Annotated in this window: 21 protein-coding genes; 7 read left to right on the forward strand and 14 right to left on the reverse strand. The window is 62.2% G+C overall.

Features of this window, described 5'->3' with window-relative positions; genetic code table 11:
- Nucleotides 1-58: 58 nt before the first annotated feature.
- From ACFQND_RS20495 to ACFQND_RS20550, 12 genes are all read right to left on the reverse strand, one after another.
- A complete protein-coding gene (locus tag ACFQND_RS20495; protein WP_371436492.1) occupies nucleotides 59-430 on the reverse strand; it encodes a 6-carboxytetrahydropterin synthase in 372 nt (123 codons plus the stop codon).
- Between the two features lie 151 nt (nucleotides 431-581).
- Nucleotides 582-1,217 (reverse strand): 7-carboxy-7-deazaguanine synthase, encoded by a 636-nt coding sequence (gene queE / locus ACFQND_RS20500; protein ID WP_371436493.1) that lies wholly within the window; start codon nucleotides 1,215-1,217, stop codon nucleotides 582-584.
- A 188-nt stretch (nucleotides 1,218-1,405) separates the two neighbouring features.
- Nucleotides 1,406-1,618, reverse strand: coding sequence for a hypothetical protein (locus ACFQND_RS20505; RefSeq protein ID WP_371436494.1), 213 nt, complete (start codon nucleotides 1,616-1,618; stop codon nucleotides 1,406-1,408).
- A gap of 295 nt (nucleotides 1,619-1,913) precedes the next feature.
- Nucleotides 1,914-2,360 (reverse strand): hypothetical protein, encoded by a 447-nt coding sequence (locus ACFQND_RS20510; protein WP_371436495.1) that lies wholly within the window; start codon nucleotides 2,358-2,360, stop codon nucleotides 1,914-1,916.
- Nucleotides 2,357-3,283 (reverse strand): universal stress protein, encoded by a 927-nt coding sequence (locus ACFQND_RS20515; RefSeq protein ID WP_371436496.1) that lies wholly within the window; start codon nucleotides 3,281-3,283, stop codon nucleotides 2,357-2,359. The genes ACFQND_RS20510 and ACFQND_RS20515 overlap by 4 nt, the downstream gene beginning before the upstream one ends.
- 76 nt (nucleotides 3,284-3,359) lie before the next feature.
- Nucleotides 3,360-3,761: a GreA/GreB family elongation factor gene (locus ACFQND_RS20520; protein WP_371436497.1), complete on the reverse strand. Its 402-nt coding sequence runs from the start codon at nucleotides 3,759-3,761 to the stop codon at nucleotides 3,360-3,362.
- Between the two features lie 322 nt (nucleotides 3,762-4,083).
- Entirely contained in the window at nucleotides 4,084-5,127 is a 1,044-nt protein-coding gene (locus ACFQND_RS20525) for an adenosine deaminase (RefSeq protein ID WP_371436498.1), read from the reverse strand.
- A 77-nt stretch (nucleotides 5,128-5,204) separates the two neighbouring features.
- Entirely contained in the window at nucleotides 5,205-6,359 is a 1,155-nt protein-coding gene (locus ACFQND_RS20530) for a BMP family ABC transporter substrate-binding protein (protein WP_371436499.1), read from the reverse strand.
- Between the two features lie 80 nt (nucleotides 6,360-6,439).
- Entirely contained in the window at nucleotides 6,440-7,360 is a 921-nt protein-coding gene (locus ACFQND_RS20535) for an ABC transporter permease (RefSeq protein ID WP_371436500.1), read from the reverse strand.
- A complete protein-coding gene (locus ACFQND_RS20540; protein ID WP_371436501.1) occupies nucleotides 7,360-8,436 on the reverse strand; it encodes an ABC transporter permease in 1,077 nt (358 codons plus the stop codon). Before ACFQND_RS20540 ends, ACFQND_RS20535 begins: the two co-directional genes overlap by 1 nt.
- Nucleotides 8,433-9,980: an ABC transporter ATP-binding protein gene (locus tag ACFQND_RS20545; RefSeq protein WP_371436502.1), complete on the reverse strand. Its 1,548-nt coding sequence runs from the start codon at nucleotides 9,978-9,980 to the stop codon at nucleotides 8,433-8,435. The genes ACFQND_RS20540 and ACFQND_RS20545 overlap by 4 nt, the downstream gene beginning before the upstream one ends.
- Before the next feature lie 70 nt (nucleotides 9,981-10,050).
- Entirely contained in the window at nucleotides 10,051-10,992 is a 942-nt protein-coding gene (locus ACFQND_RS20550) for a LysR family transcriptional regulator (protein WP_371436503.1), read from the reverse strand.
- 72 nt (nucleotides 10,993-11,064) lie between these two features.
- Between ACFQND_RS20550 and xdhA the strand changes: the two genes are divergently transcribed.
- Both xdhA and xdhB read left to right on the forward strand, forming a co-directional pair.
- Nucleotides 11,065-12,666 (forward strand): xanthine dehydrogenase small subunit, encoded by a 1,602-nt coding sequence (gene xdhA / locus ACFQND_RS20555; RefSeq protein WP_371436504.1) that lies wholly within the window; start codon nucleotides 11,065-11,067, stop codon nucleotides 12,664-12,666.
- 14 nt (nucleotides 12,667-12,680) lie between these two features.
- The gene (gene xdhB, locus ACFQND_RS20560; RefSeq protein WP_371436561.1) at nucleotides 12,681-15,038 is read left to right on the forward strand and encodes a xanthine dehydrogenase molybdopterin binding subunit; all 2,358 of its coding nucleotides are present in this window, start codon (nucleotides 12,681-12,683) and stop codon (nucleotides 15,036-15,038) included.
- 105 nt (nucleotides 15,039-15,143) lie between these two features.
- Here the strand turns inward: xdhB and ACFQND_RS20565 are convergent, their stop codons facing one another.
- Nucleotides 15,144-16,406 carry an Nramp family divalent metal transporter gene (locus tag ACFQND_RS20565; protein WP_371436505.1) on the reverse strand — a complete coding sequence of 421 codons (1,263 nt, stop codon included), beginning with the start codon at nucleotides 16,404-16,406 and terminating at the stop codon, nucleotides 15,144-15,146.
- Nucleotides 16,407-16,548: 142 nt separating this feature from the next.
- On the reverse strand, nucleotides 16,549-17,451 hold the full coding sequence (locus tag ACFQND_RS20570) for a LysR family transcriptional regulator (RefSeq protein WP_371436506.1): 903 nt from the start codon (nucleotides 17,449-17,451) through the stop codon (nucleotides 16,549-16,551).
- 96 nt (nucleotides 17,452-17,547) lie between these two features.
- Here ACFQND_RS20570 and ACFQND_RS20575 point away from each other — a divergent pair, with 96 nt between their 5' ends.
- From ACFQND_RS20575 to ACFQND_RS20595, 5 genes are all read left to right on the forward strand, one after another.
- A complete protein-coding gene (locus ACFQND_RS20575) occupies nucleotides 17,548-19,713 on the forward strand; it encodes a thiamine pyrophosphate-dependent enzyme (protein ID WP_377414467.1) in 2,166 nt (721 codons plus the stop codon).
- A 5-nt stretch (nucleotides 19,714-19,718) separates the two neighbouring features.
- Nucleotides 19,719-21,335: an indolepyruvate oxidoreductase subunit beta family protein gene (locus ACFQND_RS20580; protein WP_371436508.1), complete on the forward strand. Its 1,617-nt coding sequence runs from the start codon at nucleotides 19,719-19,721 to the stop codon at nucleotides 21,333-21,335.
- A gap of 50 nt (nucleotides 21,336-21,385) precedes the next feature.
- Nucleotides 21,386-22,393: a Bug family tripartite tricarboxylate transporter substrate binding protein gene (locus tag ACFQND_RS20585; RefSeq protein WP_371436509.1), complete on the forward strand. Its 1,008-nt coding sequence runs from the start codon at nucleotides 21,386-21,388 to the stop codon at nucleotides 22,391-22,393.
- Nucleotides 22,394-22,401: 8 nt separating this feature from the next.
- A complete protein-coding gene (locus ACFQND_RS20590; protein ID WP_371436510.1) occupies nucleotides 22,402-22,719 on the forward strand; it encodes a hypothetical protein in 318 nt (105 codons plus the stop codon).
- Nucleotides 22,720-22,914: 195 nt separating this feature from the next.
- Nucleotides 22,915-23,979 carry a TRAP transporter substrate-binding protein gene (locus tag ACFQND_RS20595; RefSeq protein ID WP_371436511.1) on the forward strand — a complete coding sequence of 355 codons (1,065 nt, stop codon included), beginning with the start codon at nucleotides 22,915-22,917 and terminating at the stop codon, nucleotides 23,977-23,979.
- The last annotated feature ends 93 nt before the right edge of the window (nucleotides 23,980-24,072 follow it).

A 24,072-nucleotide genomic window follows, 5' to 3' on the forward strand; every position in this document is an offset into this window, starting at 1 on the left:
CGCAGCGCGGCGCCAATGGCATATGCAGGGCTGAATGAGGACTATGCACGGTTTTTTCTCACCGGGGTGCGGCACGCAGCGTGCAGCTGTCCCCTATCGACTCGCGCCAGACACGCACCACCGCAAGCCCGGGCAGGCCGGGTGCCAGTTCGCGCCAGATAAAGGCACACAGGTTCTCCAGCGTGGCAGGCCCCAGGCCCTTGATATCGTCCAGCAAGTGGTGGTCCAGCCGGGGACGCAATTGTTCTACCGCCTGCCGCACAAGGCCCAGGTCCACCACCATGCCGGTGTGCGGATCAGGCTGGCCCGACAAGGTAACTTCGGCGTTGTAGGTGTGGCCGTGGATGCGGCGGCTGCTGTCGGCCTCTATCTTGCGTTTGAGGGTGTGCGCCGCGTCGAAGAAAAACTTCTGACTGATTTCGTAGTTCATGATTTTCTGCCGTTAAGAGGTTGTTGCCTCTTGAAATTCGTTTACCGGGATGCAGGGTTAGGCGCACGGAGCACAGGAACCGGAATGGACACGAAGGTCCATGAGGATTCCGAGCACCGAGCAACAACACCCTGCGCCCGGGAATCGGATTTCATCGGATTCCGGTGATTTTGTGGGTCTGCAGGCTTAACCGCCACGCCGGCCGCTGCATGCACAGGGCAATGCAGCGCTCGGTGTTGTCGGCGCGCAGCACGTTGTCCATGGGCTGCAAATAACGGTGCGTGAAGTTGGCGGCTTCGAGTTCAGCCAGGTCCAGCGAAGGCTGCGGCCAGACCACCTTGAGCTCCTGGCCTTCGCGCTGCACCCAGGGCGCGCCGGCTTTGGGGCTGACACATATCCAGTCGATGCCTGCCGGCGCGGCAATGCTGCCGTTGGTTTCAACCGCAATCTGGAAGCCGCGCGCATGCAGCGCCGCAATCAATGCGGTATCGACCTGCAGCAGGGGCTCGCCGCCCGTCATCACGACAAATCGATGGGCCTTGTCGCCGGCTGGCCATTGCGCCTCGATCCGATCGGCCAGCGCCCCTGCATCGCGGAACTTGCCGCCCAGGGTGCCGTCAGTACCGACAAAATCGGTATCGCAAAACTGGCAGACGGCAGTGGCCCGGTCCTGCTCTCGGCCGGACCACAGGTTGCAACCGGCAAAACGGCAGAACACGGCAGGCCGGCCCGCATTGGAGCCTTCGCCCTGCAGGGTGTAAAAAATTTCCTTGACCTGGTAGCTCATGCCGCACTCCCCAGGGAGTAGCAACGCAGGAAAGATGGGGGGATAAAACTGGCCGCCACAAACGTCAAAAGGCTTGGGGCCGCGAGGTTTTTATACATGGTAGTCCTCTACATGGCCCCGATACGATGAAGCGCCAGCACGTCGGGACGGCACGCTGGCAGGCAGTTATTTTAACAGTCCGGCCGCGATCACATGCCTGTGGCCTCGCAAACCCGTTCTGTCGTCCAGCCATTGCCCGGCAGCAGCATCCGCGTGTGCAATCCGTCCAGAGTCGCCGCGGAAACCGCGCGACCCAGGTCCGTCATCGTTTTGTCGCGCAGGTCCACATAACCAAGCGCATGGTGCCTGGCCAGCGCATGCCACAAGGCGTGGGCGCCGGGCGACTGGCGCGTGCCGGTCATGAGGCAAAAGCCTTGCATCAGCGTCCATTTGTAGACCGCGGAAGCCAGCCCCCTGCGCTGGTATCGCGACTGGTACTTCGAATCGGCGCCCTGACATGCCGGTCGGCCCGGTGGTCCAGCTCCACCATGCGCTTAAAGACGGTGTGGCCGGCCAGGCATTTGCGGGGCAGGTCTTCCACGTAGAGATAGAACTCCCAATCCGCCTCGCGCCAGCCCAAAAAACGGCGCGTTGGGCAATGTGAGAATCAGGATCAACGCCTCCGACCCAAGGCGCGTGCCGCGCCCTGAATATCCTTCAATACAGGGGTTTGGCGGGCTCGATACGAGCCGGGCGTCGGCCGCGCTCCAGCGCGGTGCAGCGCCTGGCGGCAAGCAGGGTTGCAGCTTGCGACGCCCCCTGCGCAGATGGGATCTGTGCGACAGAGCCGACCACGCGCCCGACAAGGTTCAGGCCGACCAGGGTCAGCACCGAAACCCGGCCCAGCGCAATATCCGCATCCCCAGGACAGACCAGCGTCATTTCCTTTGGAACGCTGCAACCGGACAGCTGCACTTCCATGGTCCAGTTGATGCTGGCAATGTCCTGGCGCGTGCACTTGCTGGAACGCAGCGTTGCGCTGGACAACAGCTCATGCACGTACTCACCAGGGTTCAGCTCGACATCCCGCAGACGCAGCCAATGTTCCGCCGCATGACTCAGCAGCGTCGCTTCCTCGGCGGTCAGGAACCTTGCAGCACTCATGGCAGACTCCTTCCCGCAGCCAGCAGCGCACCCTGTCCGTTTCCACATCCGGCGCTCACCCTCTGCCTTGCCGCCGCGCGTGTCGGCAACTGGAAGTCATGGGGAACCAGCAGTACGTCGCTGCGGGCCCAGGACAGGACACGTTGCGCCACGCTGCCGGCAAGGAAATCCATTCCCCAGGTCCTGCGCCGGTTGCCGACCACCAGCAGGTCGGCCGCGGCGTATTGCTGCTGTATGACCGCCTGGCGCGCTGGATCGCCGCGCTCAATGGTCGACTGCACACGATTTCTTCGGGCATCAAACGAGTCGGTCAGCGAAAGAATCCTGTCCTGCGCATAAAGCATGCACTCCTGCCTGTAGGCTTTGAGGACATCGACAGAAACCTCGGCGGAACGCAGCTTCGCCTCGTCCCGCGTGCTCAGCGCATGAAAAAGACCGACCTCGGCATCACTGTCGAGCAGGCAGGCCAGCCGCACCAGGGTTTTCGACTCAGGCCTGAAATTCACCGCTACCAGAATCCTGGCGTAGCGTGCGCCGGGCGCCAGCTTCGTCACAAGAATGGGGCATGAGGCAAGGCGCATCAGCTGCATGGCCGGGTGTCCGCGCAGGATGCTCGCCAGCGAACGCCTGTGTTCGTGCGCCAGCACCAGCAGGTCCGTACCACGGGCCTCCTCCGCAACCTCATGCAGGGTGTTTTCCGCCCGGCCAACCATACGCACATCGATACCAAACTGCTGCGCCAGTTGCCTGGCGAGATGCGCCAAACGCTCCTGCGCATCGGCACGCGCCGGGCTGCCGTCCATATCGGCATAAACCAGTTTGAGAAGCGCACGCTGCTGTGCAGCCAGCATGGCGGCACGTTCCAGCGCGTGATGGCCCGATGCAGAAAAATCGGTAACAGCAAGAATTGATTGAAGGTTCATATTTATCTCCATTCGCAAGACGGGGTGACAACAACGCCGCCGGCATGCGGCGGGGCTCAAGGCCGCCAGGCGGCAGCTAGCTCAGGTAGTCGCCGCTGGCTTCTGGCTGAAAAGGAATTGCCACCACCCTGGCGGCAGACGCCTCTCCGCAGGGCGTCTGCCACGTGGCAACAGCGCCCGTCTTCAGGCCAAGCGGGCTGCAGCCCACAGGCGAAAGGACCGAGATAAAACCGGCGCTCGGTTCGGCATCGGCCGGATAGCAAAGGGTCAGCATTTGCCGGCGCTGGCTGTGCGCATCCACCAGCTCCACCTGTGAAAGCATGGTGATGACATCCCCCGGCATGTCGCGCGCGCGAACCACGTCGGCGGTCGCCAGAAGATCGGCAAGCGCAGGTGGCAGCTGGCCGCCTGACAATTTGCTCAGGCGGACGTGGTCAAGTTCGGTGAGCGTGCGCTCGCCGTGAATCGTTGCATGCATGAAGCACTCCAATCGAATGCGACCGGCCCCAGGAAATGGGGGTCGCTACCGCGCGGGACTGGTGCCCGGTGGTCGAATGTTGCGCAAAAGGGGAAGAGGCTGACCGCCGGGCTTAGGAATGTCCGGGCAGCTGCTGCAGGCCCGTCTTCGTCACCGCGAAACAGCGCACCGGCGCACCGCGCAGGACTGCGCGTGCAAGCTTGTGGCTGAGGGGGAGAATCGGGAATAGCATGCAGGCGAGTGTATGGTTGCGCAACAGGACTGTCAATGAATAGCCTCACAAGCCTTGCCAGAATCATCAACCCGGACAACGCCCGGCGAATCAGGAAAACGTTTCAAAAACCTGGCTCAGCCGGTCGATAAAAACACGTTTTTCGGACGCATCGATAAAGCTGGCCTCAAAGCTGTTGCGGGCCAGCGCGTATGCGTGCTGTGCGGCAAGCCCGGTCGCCGCAAAGGTCTGCGTGAAGTTCTCGTTCATGTAACCGCCGAAGTAGGCCGGATCGTCCGAATTGACAGTCACCGCGAGGCCTGCATCCAGCAACTGGCGCAGGTTGTGGCTGGCCAGATCGGGAAAGACGCAGAGTTTGAGGTTGGACAGCGGGCACACCGTGAGAGGGATGCGGTCCTGTGCCAGCCGCCGCATCAGCGCCGCATCCTTGCTGGACTGCACGCCGTGGTCTATGCGTTCGACCTTGAGCACGTCCAGCGCCGTCCAGACATAGGCGGGCGGGCCTTCCTCACCTGCGTGTGCGACCAGGTGAAAACCCAGTTCGCGACAGCGCGCAAACACGCGCGAGAATTTTTCAGGCGGGTTGCCGACCTCTCCGGAGTCAAGCCCTATACCGATGATCCTGTCGCGATAAGGCAGCGCCTGCTCCAGCGTTGCAAATGCGTCTTCTTCGCTCAGGTGGCGCAGGAAGCACATGATGAGTGATGCACTCAGACCAAGCTCTGCTTTCGCATCAACGCAGGCCCGGTGCAGGCCATTGACCACGGTTTCCATGCTGACGCCGCGGGCCGTATGGGTTTGCGGATCAAAAAACAGCTCGGTGTGAACGACGTGGTCCTTCGCCGCCCTGGCAAAGTAGGCCTGCGCCATGTCGTAGAAATCCTGCTCCGTCAAAAGCACGCTGGCGCCGGCGTAATAGATGTCAAGAAAGCTCTGCAGATTGGTGAAGGCATAGGCGCTGCGCAGCTCTTCAACCGTCCGGTACGGAATCGCCACGCCGTTGCGTTGCGCCAGTGCAAAGATCAGCTCGGGCTCCAGCGAGCCCTCGATGTGGATGTGCAGCTCGGCCTTGGGCATTTGCCTGAGCAGTTCAGGCAAACGATGGGCGGCTACAGGCTTGACAACAGGATTCACGGCGACTCCATCAATAAAAAAAGCTGCCCTAAGGCAGCTTTGAATGATCTCACCAAAGTGATCTCATCACGGGCTGGTCAGTTACCCGGGACCTTGCCTTCAACGCCCTTGACGTAGGTCTTCAGGCCACCCAGGAATTTGTCGTCGGCCACGGCATCCTTGGCGACCAGTTCCTTGCCGGTGTTGTCCATGATCGGGCCTTTCCAGATCACAAAGCTGCCATCTTTCAGGCCGGCCTTGACTTCCTCAATGCGCTTTTTGGTTTCGTCAGGCACATCGGCGGCAATCGACACCAGGTCAATCGCGCCTTCCTTGACGCCCCACCATGCGCTGGTGCCACCCTTCCAGCTGCCGTCAAGCGCCTGGCCAACCGACTTGATGTAGTACGGGCCCCAGTTGATGACGGCAGAAGCCAGGTGGGCTTTCGGGCCGTAGGCCGTCATGTCGGAGTCCCAGCCGAAGGCACGCTTGCCCATTTTTTCGGCGGTTTGCAGCACGGCCGACGAATCGGTGTTCTGGAACAGCACGTCGGCGCCGCCGTTGATCAGCGCGGTAGCGGCTTCGGTTTCCTTGGGCGGGTTGAACCACTCGTTGACCCAGACCACCTTGGTCTTGATTTTGGGATTGACCGACTGTGCACCCAGGGTGAAGCTGTTGATGTTGCGCACGACTTCGGGGATCGGCACCGAGCCGACCACGCCCACCGTTCCGGACTTGCTCATCTTGCCCGCCACCACGCCGGCCATGTAGGCGCCTTCGTAGGTGCGGCTGTCATAGGTGCGCATGTTGTCGGCGGTTTTGTAGCCGGTGGCGTGCTCGAACATCACGCCCTTGGTGTCATTGGCGATCTTCAGCATGGGCTCCATGTAGCCGAAGGTGGTGCCGAAAATCAGCTTGTTGCCCTGCCCGGCCATGTCGCGGATCACGCGTTCGGCATCGGCGGACTCGGGGACTTTCTCGACATAGCTGGTGACGATCTTGTCGCCATAGACTTTCTCAAGTTCCTTGCGGGCGTTGTCATGTGCAAAAGTCCAGCCGCCATCGCCAACAGGGCCGACATAGGCAAAAGCCACCTTGAGTGGCTCGGCCTTGGGTGCCGGTGCTGCTGCAGCGGGCGCAGGCGCGGGAGCCGGTGCCGGCTCCTCTTTTTTGCCGCAGCCCATCAGCGCGGCCGCAGCCACGGCCGACAGTGCCGCCAGCTTGAGCATCGAACGTTTTTGCAGGTCAGTCATGTCATCTCGCTTTCGTTAGGGGGTGAGAGAAAAATCGACGAAAAAATCAAAACAGGATCAACAATTATGCAGCCCAAATATCAGGCGCCCGGATAAAACGGCTTGCCCAACGAGCTGGGCATGTTCACGCGTATCCACAGCGGATTGCGCGAGATCAGCACCAGCACCACGATGGTGGCCAGGTAGGGCAGCATGCTCAGGAACTGGCTGGGCATATTGACGCCCAGGCCCTGCAGGTGAAACTGCAGCATGGTCACGCCGCCAAACAGGTAGGCACCAAGCAAAACCCGCGCCGGACGCCAGGTGGCAAAAGTCGTGAGCGCCAGCGCAATCCAGCCCTTGCCGGCAATCATGCCCTCAACCCACAGCGGCGTATAGACCACCGACACATAGGCGCCGGCCAGGCCGCACAGCGCACCGCCTGCAACCACTGCCGCCAGGCGTATGCGCCGCACCGGGTAGCCCAGTGCATGGGCCGATTCGGGACTTTCACCGACGGAGCGCAGCACCAGCCCGGCACGCGTGCGGTACAAAAACCAGACCAGCCCGGCCGCCAGCGCCATGGCGATGTAGACCATGGGGTGATGACGGAACAGCGCCGGCCCCACAAACGGGATATCGCGCATGAACGGGATGGAAAACTGTGACTGCTCGGGCAGTTTCTCCTGTACATACTTGATGCCCGCAAAGGCCGAGAACCCCGCCCCAAACAGGCTCAGGGCCAGCCCGGTCGCGTACTGGTTGGTGTTGAGCCAGATCACCAGCAGGCCGAAGATCGCCGCCAGAACAGCGCCTGCAACCATGCCCGCCGCGAAACCCAGCCAGCTGTTGCCGGTGTGCACCACGGTGGCAAAACCGGCAATGGCGGCGCAGAGCATCATGCCTTCGGCGCCCAGGTTCACGATGCCGGCTTTCTCGTTGATCAGCAGGCCCAGCGCGGCAATGGCGAGTATGGTGCCCGCGCTCAGTGTGGCGGCGACCAGCAATGCCATGGAATCCATCAGTGCACGCCTTTCATCGTTGACTTTGAAAACTTGAAGCGATAGGCCATCAGCGTGTCGCAAGCCAGCAGGTTAAACAGCAGCAGGCCCTGGAACACGCCGGTCAGCGACTTGGGCAAACCCAGGCGCGACTGCGCCAGTTCACCGCCTATATAGAACATGCTCATCAACACGGCGGAAAACACCACACCGACGGGATGCAGGCGCCCGACAAAGGCCACGATGATGGCGGCAAAACCGTAACCCGCCGGCACATACGGCGTGAGCTGGCCTATCGGGCCCGCGACTTCCAGCGCGCCCGCCAGGCCGGCTGCCCCGCCGGACACCAGCAGAGCCACCCACAAGGCACGGCGCGAGGAAAACCCGGCGTATCGCGCAGCGCTGGGGGCCAGGCCGCTGACCTCCTGCTTAAACCCGGCAAAAGTGCGAAACAGGTAAAGCCACAAAGCCAGCACGCCCAGCAGCGCCAGCACAATGCCCACGTTGACGCGCGAGCCCTGCATCAGCCTGGGGATTTGCGTCACGGCTTCAAAGGTCTTGGTCTGTGGGAAGTTGTAGCCGTTCGGGTCCTTCCACGGGCCGAAGACGAGGTAACTGAGCACCATGTCGGCCACATAGACCAGCATCAGGCTGACCAGGATTTCATTGGCATTAAAGCGGTCGCGCAACAGGGCCGTGATGCCGCCCCACAGCATGCCGCCCAGCACACCCGCCAGCAAGATGGCCGGGATGATCCACGGCCCGGTGGTTTTGTCGGCCAGCAGGGCCACACCGCCCGCGGCCACGGCGCCGATCACAAACTGGCCTTCGGCGCCTATGTTCCAGACATTGGAGCGAAAACACACGGCCAGGCCCAGCGCAATGATGAGCAGCGGCGTGGCCTTGACCATCAGCTCGCCCAGCGCATAAGGCGACTTGATGGGCTCCCAGAAAAACACCTGCAGCCCCTTGACCGGGTCCTTGCCTAGCGCCATGAACAGCAGCACGCCTATCACCACCGTCACCAGCAGCGCCAGCACGGGCGAGGCATAAGTCCAGAACCTTGAGGGTTCGGGTCGCGCTTCCAGCCGGATCATGCGACGCTCCCTTCGGCCGCACCAGCCCAGAGCCCGCTCATCCACTGCCCGACCAGTTCGGTTGTTGCCTCTGCACGCGGCAGGGACGGCGACAGCTGGCCCTTGGCCATCACATACAGGCGGTCGCAAATTTCAAACAACTCTTCAAGCTCCTCGCTGACCACCAGCACGGCACAACCGGCATCGCGCAGCTTCAGCAATTCACCGCGAATCTGCGACGCCGCCCCCACGTCCACGCCCCAGGTGGGCTGCGACACGATGAGCAGTTCGGGCTGTGCATCCATTTCGCGGCCCATGATGAATTTTTGCAGGTTGCCGCCGGACAGGGACCTGGCCATGGCCTGCGGGCCGCCCGCCTTGACCTTGTAGCGGGTAATGATCCCGCCGGCCTGGGCCTGTAACCGTGCGCCATTGAGCCAGCCGCCTTTGCCGACCGACTCCTTGCGCGTGAGCATCAGGTTGCGCGCCAGCGACAGCGAAGGCACGGCGCCGCGCCCCAGGCGTTCTTCGGGCACAAAATGCAGGCCCAGCGCACGCCTGTGCCGGGGGCCCAGATTGCCGGCGTCATGCCCCTTGACAGCGATAGTGCCGCCGGGAGCCCGGGTGTCTTCACCTGACAAGGCGTACAGAAGCTCCTTCTGGCCATTGCCAGACACACCGGCAATACCGACCACTTCACCGGCACGCACGTTCAGGGCCACCTGCCGAAGGTCTACGCCAAACTGGTCTGTACTCGACAGGTCCAGCCGCTTGACGTCCAGCACGATAGCGCCGGTCTTGACCTCGCGGTGCTCCAGCGCAGGCGGCTCGGCACCTATCATCAGGCGGCTCAGCGAGGCATTGGACTCCTGGCGCGGATCACAGACGCCGGTGACCTGGCCGGCGCGCAGCACGGTACAGGCGCTGCACAGGGCGCGGATTTCATGCAGCTTGTGGCTGATGTACAGGATGCTGCAGCCCTGCTCTGCCAGTCGGCGCAAGGTGACAAACAGGTTTTCGACCGCCTGCGGCGTCAGCACCGAAGTCGGTTCGTCCAGGATCAACAGCCTGGGATTGCCCAGCAGGGCGCGCACGATCTCCACCCGCTGGCGCTCACCCACACCCAGCGTGTGCACGGGCCGTGCCGGGTCAAGCTGCAGGCCATAAGCCTGCGTGGTTTGCGTGATGCGGCTGGACACCTCGGCCAAGCTCAGTTTTTTATCCAGGCCCAGCCAGACGTTCTCTGCAACCGTCAGGGTATCAAACAGGCTGAAGTGCTGGAACACCATGCTGATGCCCAATACACGCGCCTCGTGCGGATTGCGCACCACGACGTCACGGCCATCCATGGACACACGGCCGGCGTCGGGCTTGACCGCCCCGTAAATGATTTTCATCAGGGTCGATTTACCGGCCCCGTTTTCGCCCAGGACGGCATGGATCTCGCCGGGCTGCACGCTCAGCGAGATGTCCTTGTTGGCCACCACACCGGGATAGGCCTTGGTAATGCCGAAAAGCTGCAACCTCGGTGCAGCCGGCGGCGGAGATACGGGTAAATCGCTCATTGTCTTGGGCTGTATGTCTGTTTCTTATTGCTATTTTCGCCTCTGGCGCCCTGAATACAGGCGCGACCAGCTATTCTTTTCGTAGCGTGTTGGCGACGGACTTGACCCTGTCGCGCAACCACCGGGTCGCAGCAGAGGCATGTGTGCGCTCATGCCAGAGCTGGTAATACATCATGCGGGGAAAATCGACAGGGCAAGGCAGTATTTTCACCGGCAACAGGTTGGCAAACCGTTCGCAATACTGGCGCCCGGTGGTCATGACCAGCAGGCTCGAGGCCACCATGGAGGGCATCAGGCCGAAATGCGGGCAACGCACAGTGATGTTGCGGCTCAGGCCCAGCGTGGCCAGGTGCTCGTCAATCACGCCCTTGGCGCCGGGGTGGGTGGCCACTGGCGCAATATGCTCGGCCTCCAGCCAGCTGGCCGGGTTGGCGGCATCCCACGTTTTTCGTACAGCCGGATGGTCTTTGGCCACCAGACACACCACGTCATCGCCAAACAGCCGCCCCATGTGCAGGTCGCCGGGCGGTGCCGACCAGTTGCCGATCACGATGTCCACCTCGCCCTGGGCCAGGTGGGCACGGTAGTCCGACTCCGCCGACAGCGACTGGATCTCGATATGGCAACGCGGCGCCTGGGTCTTGATCTGCGCCACCAGCCTCGGCAGGAACAGGGGGTCCAGGTAATCGCTGGCGGCCAGGCGGAACGTGACCTGGGCAGTGGCAGGGTCAAAACCCCTGGCGTCGCTGAACAGCATGCCGGCCGCCTTGAGGATGCTGGCCGAAGGCTCGATCATGCGCAAACCGGCATCCGTAGGCACCATGCCCGCGCCGGAGCGCACCAGGATAGGGTCACCCGCCAGCGCGCGCAGGCGCTTGAGCGCGGCGCTCACGGCGGGCTGGTACATACCAAGACGGATGGCGGCACGCGAAACGCTGCGTTCTGTGAGCACGGTGTTCAAGACCCTGATGAGATGGAGGTCTATCTTGTCGAAAAGCGCCTGATCTGTCATACCTGTTCGCCCATGCGCCTGATATGCACTTTAATATGCAGGCCATGACCGGAGTGCTTTACCCTGACGCGCATGGCCATGCAATCAACTGAGCAAAACACTGTCAAAACCATTCGATTCATCCGTAGGGGCGAAGTTGTAACTCTGGGCAATGTACCACCCACACGCACCCTTCTGGAGGTGCTACGCGAGGACCTGGGGCTTACCGGCACCAAGGAAGGCTGCGGCGAAGGCGATTGCGGGGCCTGTACCGTCGTTTTGGGCGAAACCGAAGACGGCACACTGCGTTACCGCGCAATCAACAGTTGCATACGGCTGGCGCATTCGATTGACGGCATGGCGCTTTGGACGGTGGAGGACATTGCCCCCACGCTTGTCGCTTCGCGTACTGCGCTGCGCCTGCGGCCCGGCGAAGCCGGTTCCGCGGCCCCGGCTGGCGACAGAGAAGAGGTTGAACCAACACTACACCCGGCACAGCAGGCCATGCTTGAAAACCACGCGTCCCAATGCGGTTTTTGTACACCCGGTTTTGTCATGAGCCTGTTCGGCATGTACCAAAACCATGTACTCAAGGGCGAGACCATTACACGCGCGCTGGCGCAGGAAGAGCTTTCCGGCAACCTGTGCCGCTGCACCGGTTACCGGCCCATCCTGGATGCAGCGCAGCAAATGGTGGCCTACCCTGCCGTCCCCCTGGACGAGGTACAACTAGTGTGTCAATTGGAATCCGTTCGCCCTGAGCCTGTCGAAGGGCCGGGCACGGCTTCGACAGGCTCAGCCCGAACGGGATATATGTCACCAGTGAATCTGGACGGACTTCTCAGAGCCCGCGCGGCCCACCCGGACGCACAAATCGTGGCCGGCTGTACCGATGTCGGCCTTTGGGTGACCAAACAGCACATGCAGTTTGGCAAGGTGCTGGATCTCACCAAAGTCCGCGAGCTCCGCCGCATCGAACACTACCCGCATCACATCGCCATAGGTGCAGCAGTGCCGCTCACCGACGCCTTTGCCGCGCTGGTGAAGGACAGGCCGCAACTGCATGCCTTTGCCGCCCGTTTTGCCGGGCTGCCGGTGCGCAATTCCGGCACACTGGGCGGCAACGTGGCCAATGGCTCGCCGATCGGCGACTCCATGCCCTTGCTGATTGCGCTGGGCGCCAATGTCGTGCTCATGAGCATGCGCGCTGGACAACAGGTTTCGCGCGAACTGCCGCTGGAGCAGCTCTACACCGGCTATCGAAAAAACGTCATGGCAGCCGACGAAGTGCTCGCCTGGATCAAGGTGCCCAGGGCGGTCGCAGGGGAAAACGCGCAGGTCTACAAGATATCAAAGCGCTACGACGATGACATTTCAGCCGTCTGCCTTGCCATCAACCTGTCTATTGAAGACGGCATCGTCGCAAAAGCCTCGATAGGTGCAGGCGGTGTGGCCGCAACGCCGGTACGTGCCCTGAAAACCGAAGCCGCACTGGCCGGCAAGCCCTGGACCGCAGCAACCGTACAGCAGGCCATGGCCACGCTGCGCGCCGAGTTTTCACCGATCTCGGACATGCGGGCCTCCAGCACCTACCGCGTAGAGGTGCTGGGCAACCTGCTGCAACGCTACTGGCTTGAAAGCCAGGGCATGCAGCAGATCAACCTGCAGTCGTTCAGGCTGGAGGAGGCCCTGTGAACGCAAACGAAAAAATGATGCTGCGCGCCGAGCCTGCCGCCGGCAGATCGCAGTTCCATGAAAGCGCGCGTGCCCAGGTCGCGGGTGCTGCCACCTATGTGGACGATATCCCGGAGATCCGGGGCACGCTGTATGCCGCACCCATTCTCTCCGGCGTTGCACACGGCCGTTTGCTGGGCATCAACAGCAGCGCGGCACTGGCCATGCCGGGTGTGCGGGATGTGATCCTGGCCATCGACATTCCCGGTGACCCCATGCTGGCTGCCTTTGCGCACGACGAACCGGTTTTTGCGCAGCATACGGTCCAGCACGTCGGCCAGGTGATAGGCGTGGTGGTGGCAGACTCCGTCATGCAGGCGCGCCGGGCCGCACGCAAGGTGGTTTGCGACATAGAGCCGCTGCCTGCCATCCTCAGCGTGGACGACGCCCTGGCCGCGCAGAGTTATGTGCTGCCGCCGGTTTTCGTCAAGCGCGGCGATGCGGCCGCCGCACTGGCACGTGCAGCCCATACCCTGAACGGCGAGCTTGAAGTCGGCGGGCAGGAACACTTTTACCTCGAAGGCCAGGTAGCCTACGTGGTGCCGCAGGAGCAAAACCAGTGGCTGGTGTACTCCAGCACGCAGCACCCGGGCGAAGTGCAGCACTGGGTGTCGCATGCGCTGGGCCTGGACAACCACGCCGTGCGCGTGGAGTGCAGGCGCATGGGCGGCGGTTTTGGCGGCAAGGAAACCCAGGCCGGCCATATGGCTGTGTGGTCGGCCATTGCCGCGCACAAACTCAAGCGGCCCGTCAAGTTGCGGCTGGACCGCGATGACGACTTCATGATCACCGGCAAACGCCACCCCTTCGCCTACGAATACACCGTGGGTTTTGACGACACAGGGCGCATCACCGGCCTCAAGCTCATGATGGCGGCCAATTGCGGCTTCAGCGCCGACCTGTCCGGCCCGGTGGCCGACCGCGCGGTGTTCCATGCAGACAATGCCTACTTTTTGCAGGACGTGGAGATCGCGTCCTACCGCCTCAAGACCAACACGCAGAGCAATACGGCGTTCCGCGGCTTTGGCGGGCCGCAAGGCGTGATCGTGATCGAGGCCATCCTGGGCGACATCGCACGCACGCTGGGGCTGGATGCTCTGGATGTGCGCAAGCGCAACCTGTACAGCGACGAACTGGCAGCCCCTTCGACAAGCTCAGGGCGAACGGGGCAAGAAAAACCCGTTCGGGCTGAGCCTGTCGAAGCCAAGCGCCGCAATGTCACGCACTACCAGATGAAGGTCGAGGACAACATCCTCGAACCCTTGCTATCAAAACTGGAGCTGACTGCGCAGTACCGACAGCGGCAGAAGGCCATTTCGACCTGGAACAAAGGCAGCCCCGTCATCAAGCGCGGCATCGCCATCACGCCGGTGAAGTTCGGTATCTCGTTTACCGCCACGCTCTTCAACCAGGCCGGCGCACTGGTGCACGTGTACACCGACGGCAGCGTGCAGGTCAACCACGGCGGCACCGAAATGGGCCAGGGGTTGAACACCAAGGTGGCGCAAATCGTCGCCGACGAGCTAGGCGTCGCGTTTGCCCAGGTGCTGGCCACGGCGAGCGATACCAGCAAGATACCCAATGCATCCGCCACCGCTGCATCGGCCGGTACCGACCTTAACGCGCGCGCCGCGCAGTATGCGGCCCGCAATGTGCGCGACAACCTGGCGCAGTTTGTCGCCGGCCTGGACCACTGCGGCGCCGGTGCCGTGCGTTTTGAGGGCGGCGAGGTCATCACGCCAGACAACACACGGCCATTCACGGAAGTCGTCAAGCTCGCATATGCCAACCGCATCCAGCTGTGGAGCGACGGTTTTTACCGTACCCCCAAGATTCATTACGACAAAACAACGCTGACAGGCAGACCGTTTTATTACTTTGCCTATGGCGCGGCCTGCAGTGAAGTTGCTATAGACACACTCACCGGCGAAAGCCGCGTACTGAAAGTCGACATCCTGCACGACGTGGGCACCAGCATCAACCCGGCCATAGACATAGGCCAGATAGAGGGCGGTTTTGTGCAGGGCATGGGCTGGCTCACAACCGAGCAGCTGGTGTGGAACGACAAGGGCGTTTTAAGCACCCATGCACCCAGTACCTACAAGATTCCGGCAACCGGCGATGTTCCGGAACATTTCAGGATTGAGCTGTGGCCCGAGCCAAACCGCGAAGACAACGTATTCGGCAGCAAGGCCGTTGGCGAGCCGCCTTTCATGCTGGCCATCAGCGTTTTTGAAGCGCTGAAGGACGCGATTGCTTCGGCGCGCCCGGCCCGTGTGCAACTGGATGCACCGGCCACTGCGGAGAACGTGCTGAAAGCGCTGAAACCCTGAAGGCGCGGAAGCGCCCCACATCGAATGGCATGGGCGGCTGTGAGCATGCCCCCCAGAGGTGTGGAGCAAAGCGGAAAGCTCCGCTCGCCTGGCAATCTGATAACGCTAAAAAAGCAGGCGCAACATATCCCAGAACATCATCAGTACCGCAAAGCCCATCACCACAACGCCGCCCCAGCCAAACCAGGTGGTCTTGAAGCCAGAAGTGAAGGCACCCATCACCTCCTTCTTGCTGGCCAGCAACATCATGCCGGCCATGATGGGCACGGCTACCACGCCGTTGATCACGGCGCTCCAGTAAAGTGCTTTCATCGGGTCTATGGGTGTGAAACAAAGCCCCGTTCCGACGATGGTGGCGACTGTGATGATGGCGTAAAAGCGCCTGGCCTCAAACCATTGCCGCTCCAGGCCCTCAGGCCAGCCAAAGGCTTCGGCAACCGCGTAAGCGGAAGACGAAGCCAGCACCGGTACGGCCAGCATGCCGGTGGCAATGATGCCGCCGGCAAACAGTGCAAAGGCGAAGTCCCCCGCCAGCGGACGCAGCACCTGTGCAGCCTGCGCCGCAGAGGTCACGTCGTGAACACCTGCCGCGTACAACACGACACCGCCCAGAACCATGATGAAAAATGCAATGGTATTGGAGAAAAACATGCCCAGGTAGGTGTCACGCTTGACACGCCGCAAGTCCTTGCGCACTTCCTTTTCCGTGCCGCGCCCGTTGCCCTTCAAACGCAGCTCTTCAACCTCCTGTGAGGCCTGCCAGAAAAAAAGGTAGGGCGAGATCGTGGTGCCCAGCAGCGCCACGATCATCATCCAGTAGCCCGATGACCATTGCAGCTTGGGCACCACCAGGTCGTACAGCACCTGCCGCCAGGGCACCTGCACAAGAAACACGGCGATCACATAGGCGAACAGGAACAGTGTCAGCCATTTCAGGATGGGCGCAAGCTTGCGGTAAGGCACAAACACCTGCAGCAGCACCGTCACCACGCCAAAAGCCATGGCGTGGAAATGCGCACCGCCACCCACCACCAGTTGCAGGGCTCCCCCCATGGCGGCGATGTCTGCGGCGATATTGATGGTGTTGGCAATCACCAGCAAAAAAACCATCGCCATCAGAAAGGTACGCGGTGTGTGCTCACGCAGGTTCGCCGCCACCCCCTTGCCGGTCACGCGGCCAATCCTGGCGCTGACCAGCTGGATGGCAATCATGAAGGGAAGCGACAGGAACACCGTCCAGAGCAACCCCGTGCCGAACTGCGCGCCGGCCTGCGTGTAGGTGGCAATGCCGGACGGGTCGTCATCAGCTGCGCCCGTGATGACGCCCGGACCCACATGGCGCAAAAACGAGGGAAAGCGCTTGAACATCTGGCTAGCCTAGCACGACCTGGCAGCGGCCATGTGTCTTATTTTTGAAGAAACCAGCCTTTAGCCGCCTGTAAATGGGCGCAAGCAGCTACAAAATCAATAGCAAGCGGCCGTTGCGATTGCCGACAGGGGCCGTGCCCATTCAACGCTCCGAAAACAAGTCCACGATGGTCTGGCGCAGCCAGCGGTTGCCCGGGTCGGCCTCAAACCGTTTGCTCCAGTGCAGGGACACCGTGAAGTCGCGCAACGGAAACGGCGGCTCGATGATGGCGTAGCCTCCGTCCGCAGCAAAAATCTGCGCGATGTTGCGCGGCATCACCACCGCCAGGTCTGTGCCTTTGACAATCGAGGGCAGCACCATGAAATGCTCTGTCGTCAGGCGCAGCCGGTCTTCCAGCTGCATCAGTTCAAGAATGCGCAAGGTGTCGGAATGGGTGCGCACAGCGACAAACTCCAGCTGGTGCAAATCATCCAGAAGCGCCTGGCGGCTGCGGCGCTTCCGGATAAAGGGGTGGCCCTCGCGCAGCAGCACGATGTAGCGATCCCTGATCATCTGCACGCGCTGTGTGTCCTTGACCGTGGGCAAAAAGCCGAACGCAAAATCGATACGCCCGCTGTCCAGTGCCTGGGCTATATCGCCGCTGGCCAATGGTGTCGTTTCTATACGCAGGCCGGGCGCAAGCTGGCGCAGTGCCACCATCAGGGCCGGCAGGAAACGGCCTTCGCCGATGTCGCTCATGTGGATGCGAAAAACCTTGCGCGACTGCAGCGGTTCAAACTGCGCCGACTCATTGAGTGCCTGCTCCAGCGTGGCCAGGGCGCTGCGTACCGCATCGGCCAGCCGGTCGGCCTTGGGCGTGGGCTGCACGCCGCCGCCGGCGCGTACAAACAGCGGGTCCTTGATCAACAGGCGCAAACGCGTCAGGCCCTGGCTGGCGGCGGGCTGCGTCAGGTCCATCAGTTCGGCCGCACGGCTGACGTTGCGCGTGCGGTAAACCGCGTCGAACAGCCGCAGCAGGTTCAGGTCTATGTCTTTTATATGCATTCAATGAATACCAGATAGTCTTGTTATTTTATTGATGGATAGTCCTGCAGGCGCCAAACTCCTTGTTTCCCACGAAAATAAAACACGGAGACAGCCTTGGAAGTTTCATTCAGCAAGGAAATCGAGTCGCTGCGCATGGGCGCGGGCGAAACTTTCCACGGCGAGGGCATCCTCGCCATCACCAAAGCCTTGCTCCAGTCGGGTGTGGCCTATGTAGGCGGCTACCAGGGCGCACCGGTCTCCCACCTGCTCGATGTCATGGTGCAGGCAAAACCCTATATGGACGAACTCGGCGTACACGTCGAAGCCTGCTCCAACGAAGCCTCCGCCGCGGCCATGCTGGGCGCGTCCATCCACTACCCGCTGCGCGGCGCCGTCACATGGAAGTCCATAGTCGGCACCAACGTGGCGGCCGATGCCTTGTCCAATTTGTCCTCGCCCGGCGTCACCGGTGGCGCGCTGATTGTGGTCGGTGAAGACTACGGCGAAGGCGCCAGCGTGATCCAGGAGCGTACCCACGCGTATGCGCTGAAATCGACGATGTGCCTGCTGGACCCGCGGCCCGACCTGGGCAAGATGGTCGATATGGTGGAACACGGTTTTCGCCTCTCGGAAACATCGAACATGCCGGCCATCCTGGAACTGCGTATACGCGCCTGCCATGTACGCGGCAGTTTTGAATGCAAGGACAACCGGCCACCGGCAATCTCGACGCGGGAACTGATGGAAGAACCCGCCGCGTTCAACTACGACAAGCTGGCGCATCCGCCTGTCACCTTCCGGCACGAAAAGCTCAAAAGCGAGGAACGTATCCCGGCCGCGCGCCGCTACATCCTGGAGCAGCAACTCAATGAGCTGATGGACGGGCCGCGCAAGGACCTTGGCATCATCGTGCAGGGCGGCATTTACAACTCGTTGATACGCGCGCTGCAGCAATTCGGCCTGTGTGACGCCTTCGGCCAGGCCGAGATCCCTATCCTGGTGCTGAACGTAACTTACCCGCTGGTGCCGGAACAGGTCGCCGAGTTTGCCCTGGGCAAACGCGCGGTGCTGGTGGTGGAAGAAGGCCAGCCCGAGTACATTGAAAACGAGATCGCCACCTTTTTGCGCCGCCGCGACATCAACACGCCGCTGCATGGCAAGGACATGTTGCCCTCCGGCGGCGAATATTCGGTGGAAGTGGTGGCCGCCGGCCTGGCGGCTTTCCTCAAGCGTTATGCCGCCGATGTGGACACCTCCTCGGCCACCGGCTGGCTGCAGGGCAATGCCGAACGCCGCGGTGCCGTGGGCAAGCAGATAGCGGAGCAACTGAACCAGCCCTTGCCGGCACGCCCGCCCGGGTTTTGCATTGGCTGCCCGGAGCGGCCGGTCTTCTCGGCGCTCAAGCTGGCGCAGCAGGACGTCGGGCCGGTACATATCGCGGCCGACATCGGTTGCCATGCCTTCGGCACCTTCGCGCCTTTTTCCTTCGGTCACTCCATCCTCGGTTACGGCATGAGCCTGGCCAGCCGCGCCGGTGTCTCGCCGATGATGGCGCGCCGCACCTTGTCCATCATGGGTGACGGCGGTTTCTGGCACAACGGCCTGCTGACCGGCGTGCAGTCGGCGCTGTTCAACGGTGACGATGCGGTGTTGCTGATTTTCAAAAACGGCTACACCTCGGCCACCGGCACGCAGGACATCATCTCCACCCCCAGTGACGATGCCAAGTTCAACGCCCGCGACAAGCTGCAAAGCCTGACCGACACCAACAAGACGATTGAAAGCACCCTGCAAGGCCTGGGCATCAAGTGGCTGCGCACGGTGCACACCTACAACGTCGAGGAAATGCGCCAGACACTCAACGAGGCTTTTACAACCCAATTCAACGGCCTCAAAGTCATCGTCGCCGAGGGTGAATGCCAGCTCGAGCGTCAGCGCCGCATCAAGCCCTGGCTGGCCGGCCTGCTCAAAAAAGGCAAGCGTGTGGTGCGTGTGAAATACGGTGTTGATGAAGACATTTGCAACGGCGACCATGCCTGCATACGCCTGTCGGGCTGCCCGACCCTGACGCTCAAAGACAACCCGGATCCGCTGAAGGTCGACCCGGTAGCCACCGTGATCGACGGTTGCGTCGGTTGCGGCCTGTGTGGGGAAAACGCCCATGCCGCGACCCTCTGCCCTTCGTTCTACCGCGCTGAAATCATCCAGAACCCGAAGTGGCATGAGCGCCTGCTGGGCAGCGTGCGCAGCGCGCTCGTGCGAGTGATGCAACCAGCGTGAATACCATGACTCCACAAACCCAACAAAAACCCATCACCCTGCTGATCTGCGCACTGGGCGGCGAAGGCGGCGGCGTCCTGACCGAATGGCTGGTCGATATCGCGCTGGCCAGCGGTTACCCCGCACAAAGCACCTCCATCCCCGGCGTGGCGCAGCGCACTGGCGCCACCACCTATTACCTGGAAGTATTCCCGGTGCCGCTGGCTGAACTCAAAGGCAAACGCCCGGTATTCAGCCTGAACCCGGTGCCCGGCGCACTCGATGGACTGGTCTCGTCCGAACTGCTGGAAACTGCGCGCCAGATCGGCAACGGCATGAGCTCGCCCCAGCGCACCATGGTCATCAGCTCCAGCAACCGCACCTTTACCACCGCCGAGCGCATGGAGCCGGGCGACGGCCGCACCGACAGCGCGCCGCTACTCGACGTGTTGCGCACACAAAGCCGCTCGGCACAGGTTTTCGACATGGGCGAGATGGCCAAAGACTGCGGCACCATCGTCAGCGCCGTGATGCTGGGCGCCATTGCCGGCAGCGGTTTGTTCCCCTTCCCTCGCAAGGCGTATGAATCCGTCATACAGCACGGCGGCAAGGGAGCCGAGGCCAGCCTGCGCGGTTTTGACCGGGCCTTCAAACAGGTGAACACACAACGCGAGCAGGCGGCCATGGTCACCAGCCTGCTATCAGATCAGGAGCTGGCTGCGCCCGCCCCCAAAGGGCTGGGACCCGATTTGGCTCGCATTTTCCCGGCGCAGGTGCACGACATGCTGGCGCTGGGCCATGCCCGCATGCTGGAGTACCAGGACCGTACCTATGCCGACCTGTATGTGCAGCGCCTGCAGCAGGTGCTGGCCGCCGAGCAACAGGCCGACCCTGCCTCCACCCAGGGTTACGCCACCACCCGCGAGATGGCGCGCTGGCTGGCGCTGTGGATGGCCTTTGACGACATCGTGCGAGTGGCCGACCTGAAAAGCAGCGCCAGCCGCTGGCAACGTGTGAGCGGCGAGGTCAAGGCCGGCAGCAACGATTTGCTGCAGGTCTACGATCATTTCAAACCCGGCGCACCCGAGTTTGCCGCGCTGCTGCCGGCCGGCCTGGCGGCACGTGTCACACGCTGGGACCGTGCGCGTGTGGCCAAAGGCAAGGCACCCTGGGCCATGCCGCTCAAGATAGGCACGCATTCGGTTTTCGGCATGCTGTCGCTGCGCCTGCTGGCCAAGCTGAAATGGCTGCGCGTGCGCGGCAGCCGTTTTGCCACCGAACAGGCGCTGATCGAACAATGGTTGGCGGGTGTCGTGCAGGGCACGCCGCAGCACTGGCAACTGGGCCATGAAATTGCACTCTGCGGCCGCCTGATCAAGGGTTACGGCAGCACCAACGAGCGCGGCAAGGACAACCTGATGCATGTGCTGGAGCACCTGGCCGCAGGCGCCACGTTTGCCTCGAACGACTTGCGCGCCGCCGCCATTGCCGCAGCACGCAGCGCGGCACTGCAGGACGAAGCCGGCAAGGCGCTGGACCAGATGCTGGTGCAGCACGGCGCGCCGGCGCGGCCGGTGAAAGCGCAGCCTATACGCTGGATGGAGAACCCGCACCGCAAACCCAAAGCCGCCAAGGCCTCCTGAACCGCATCTGCTTTGTTTAACTGGACCAAAAAACAGGAAAGAGACAATCCATGAACCCGCGCCCCCAAGTCCGCCGCCACGCCTTGCTGACGCTGGCGCTTGTTGCCGGCAACATCCTGACAGTCGCGCATGCACAAACCACCGCCAGCGGTGGTGCACAAGCCTGGCCAGCCAGGCCCGTCAAGATCATTGTGAATTTCCCGCCCGGCGGCGCGGCAGACCATCTGGCACGTGTGATCGGGCAGCCACTTCAGGATGCGCTGGGCCAGCCTGTGGTGATCGAAAACCGCGGCGGCGCCGGAGGCAACATCGGTGGTGATGCCGTCGCCAAGGCGCCGGCCGACGGCTACACCTTGCTGATGAGTTCCGGCGGCATGGTCTCTGTCAATCCGCACCTGTACGAGCGCATGCCTTTCGACCCGGCCAAAGACATCCGGCCGGTCGCTGCGGTAGCGCGCGTGCTGGTCTACCTGGTGACCAAACCCGACCTGCCCGCCAAAAATGTGCAGGAGTTCATCAGCTACCTCAAGGCCAATCCCGGCAAGCTGTCCTTCGGGTCGCCCGGTAACGGCAGTTCGCCCCACCTGGCCGCAGAAATGCTGAAGGCCCAAACCAGTGCCTTCGCCGTGCACGTGCCCTACCGTGGCGGCGGCCCGGCCCTGCAGGATTTGCTGGGTGGCCGGTTCGATTTCTGGTTTGATCCCGGCGTGGGTCTGCAGCACGTGCGCTCCGGCCGCCTGAAGCTGCTGGCCGTCGGCAGCATGCGCCGCTCACCACTGTTCCCCGACACTCCAACGCTGAACGAGGCCGGCCTGAAGGGTTTTGATGCCGACACCTACTTTGGCCTGTATGCACCGGCAGGCACGCCCACCGAAGTGGTCACGCGCGTCAACCGCGAGGTCAACCGCATCCTGGCCACCCCAGCCATCCGCGAGCGCATCACCGCCATAGGCGGCGAACCCTCGCCCATGTCGCCCAGCGACTTCGGCTCGCGTGCCTCCATCGACAGCATCCGTTTCGGCGCGTTGATCAAGGCCCGCAACATCAAGCCAGACTGAGCCACACCATGATTGCCGAATTTGTCAGTTTTGCGGCCCCCGAAGGGGACACGCGCGAGGACATCATGAAAGACGCGCTGGGCACCGTGGCGCACTGGCAGGCCAATCCGGAACTGGTGCGCAAGCACTACCTGCTCAGCGAAGACAAACGCCAGCTCATGGGACTGTACATATGGCCGTCGATAGAAGCGGCAAAAAGGGGCCACAACCCCGAATGGATTGCCCAGGCCGAAGAGCGCACTGGCGGCAAGGTCAGCATCGCCTACTACGACCTGTTCATGCTGTTGGACAATGCCGCCGGCATGCTGGTGCAGTACCCTGCCTGAAAACCGGACCGGAGAGCACACCGCACACGGGAAAACCCCGACTGGGAATTCATATCCATTGCTTAATATGTTAAGTATCAAGGCTTGACTTTCCCCTCTTTCAATAAATAACAAAAGTACCTGGACCGATTCGCCGCCAAAGCCATTTCACGCAATTCGAGACCTGCCACCTGTACTACAAAAAAGGAGACTTCCATGACTTACGCCTCGCTACCCCGGTCGCTGAAAACATTCCCGGCACGCAAAAGCCGCATCCTGCTCGCCTGCGCAGCAGTACTGGCGCTGGCCGCCATGCCTGCGCTCGCGCAGGACAAAGCCGTGCAGCTCAAGCTCTCCAGCTGGGTGCCCGCGCAGCACCCGCTGAACCCGGCGCTACAAGCCTGGGCGGACGACATCAAAAAGGCCTCCAACGGTTCGATCACCGCAACCCTGTTCCCGTCCGAACAACTGGGCAAGGCCTTCGACCACTACGACATGGCACGCGACGGCATTGCCGACTTTGCCTATGTCAACCCCGGTTACCAGCCCGGGCGTTTCCCGGTAATGGCCGGCGCATCGCTGCCCTTCCTGTTTGCCAACGGCAAGAGCGGCAGTGCCGCCATCGACGCCTGGTACCGCCAGTACGCTGCCCGCGAAATGAAGGACGTGAAGTTCTGCTTTGCCTTTGTGCATGACCCCGGAACCTTCCACTCGCGCAAGAAGATCACCGTGCCCACCGACATCAAGGGCATGAAGGTGCGCCCCGCCACCAGCACGGTCGGCCAGATGATCACCGCACTGGGCGGCACCAATGTGCAGGCGTCCGCACCCGAATCACGCGACATGCTGGAGCGCGGCGTGGCCGATGCGATCACCTTCCCCTGGGGTTCGATTGGCCTGTTCGGCATCGACAAGGTCACGACCTTCCACATGGACAGCCCGCTGTATGTGACGCCTTTTGTCTGGGTCATGAACCAGGGAAAATACAACGCCATGTCACCGGCACAGAAAAAAGTCATAGACGACCACTGCACAACGGAGTGGGCCGAGAAAGTCGCCAGCCCCTGGGCCGACTTCGAATTCGGCGGCCGCGCCAAGATCGCTGCGCAGCCCGGCCACGAGGTCTACAAACTCACGGCCGAGCAGACCGAGGCCTGGAAAAAGGCCGTGGCGCCCGGTGAAGCCCAATGGGCCGACAGCGTGAAAAAGGCCGGGCAGGACCCGAAAGCCGTGATGGACTCGCTCAAGGCCAACCTGGTCAAGTACAAAGCCGCGCTGTAGACGCAACCGGGAGCGGGCAGCCTGCCCGTTCGACAAACCCGGGGCCCGCGGCGTCAATGCCGCGCCGCCCCTGGATGGCTGCTTTCGGAGACT

The sequence above is a fragment of the Polaromonas aquatica genome (assembly GCF_042659145.1).
In the GTDB taxonomy this organism is placed as follows: Bacteria; Pseudomonadota; Gammaproteobacteria; order Burkholderiales; family Burkholderiaceae_C; genus Polaromonas; species Polaromonas aquatica.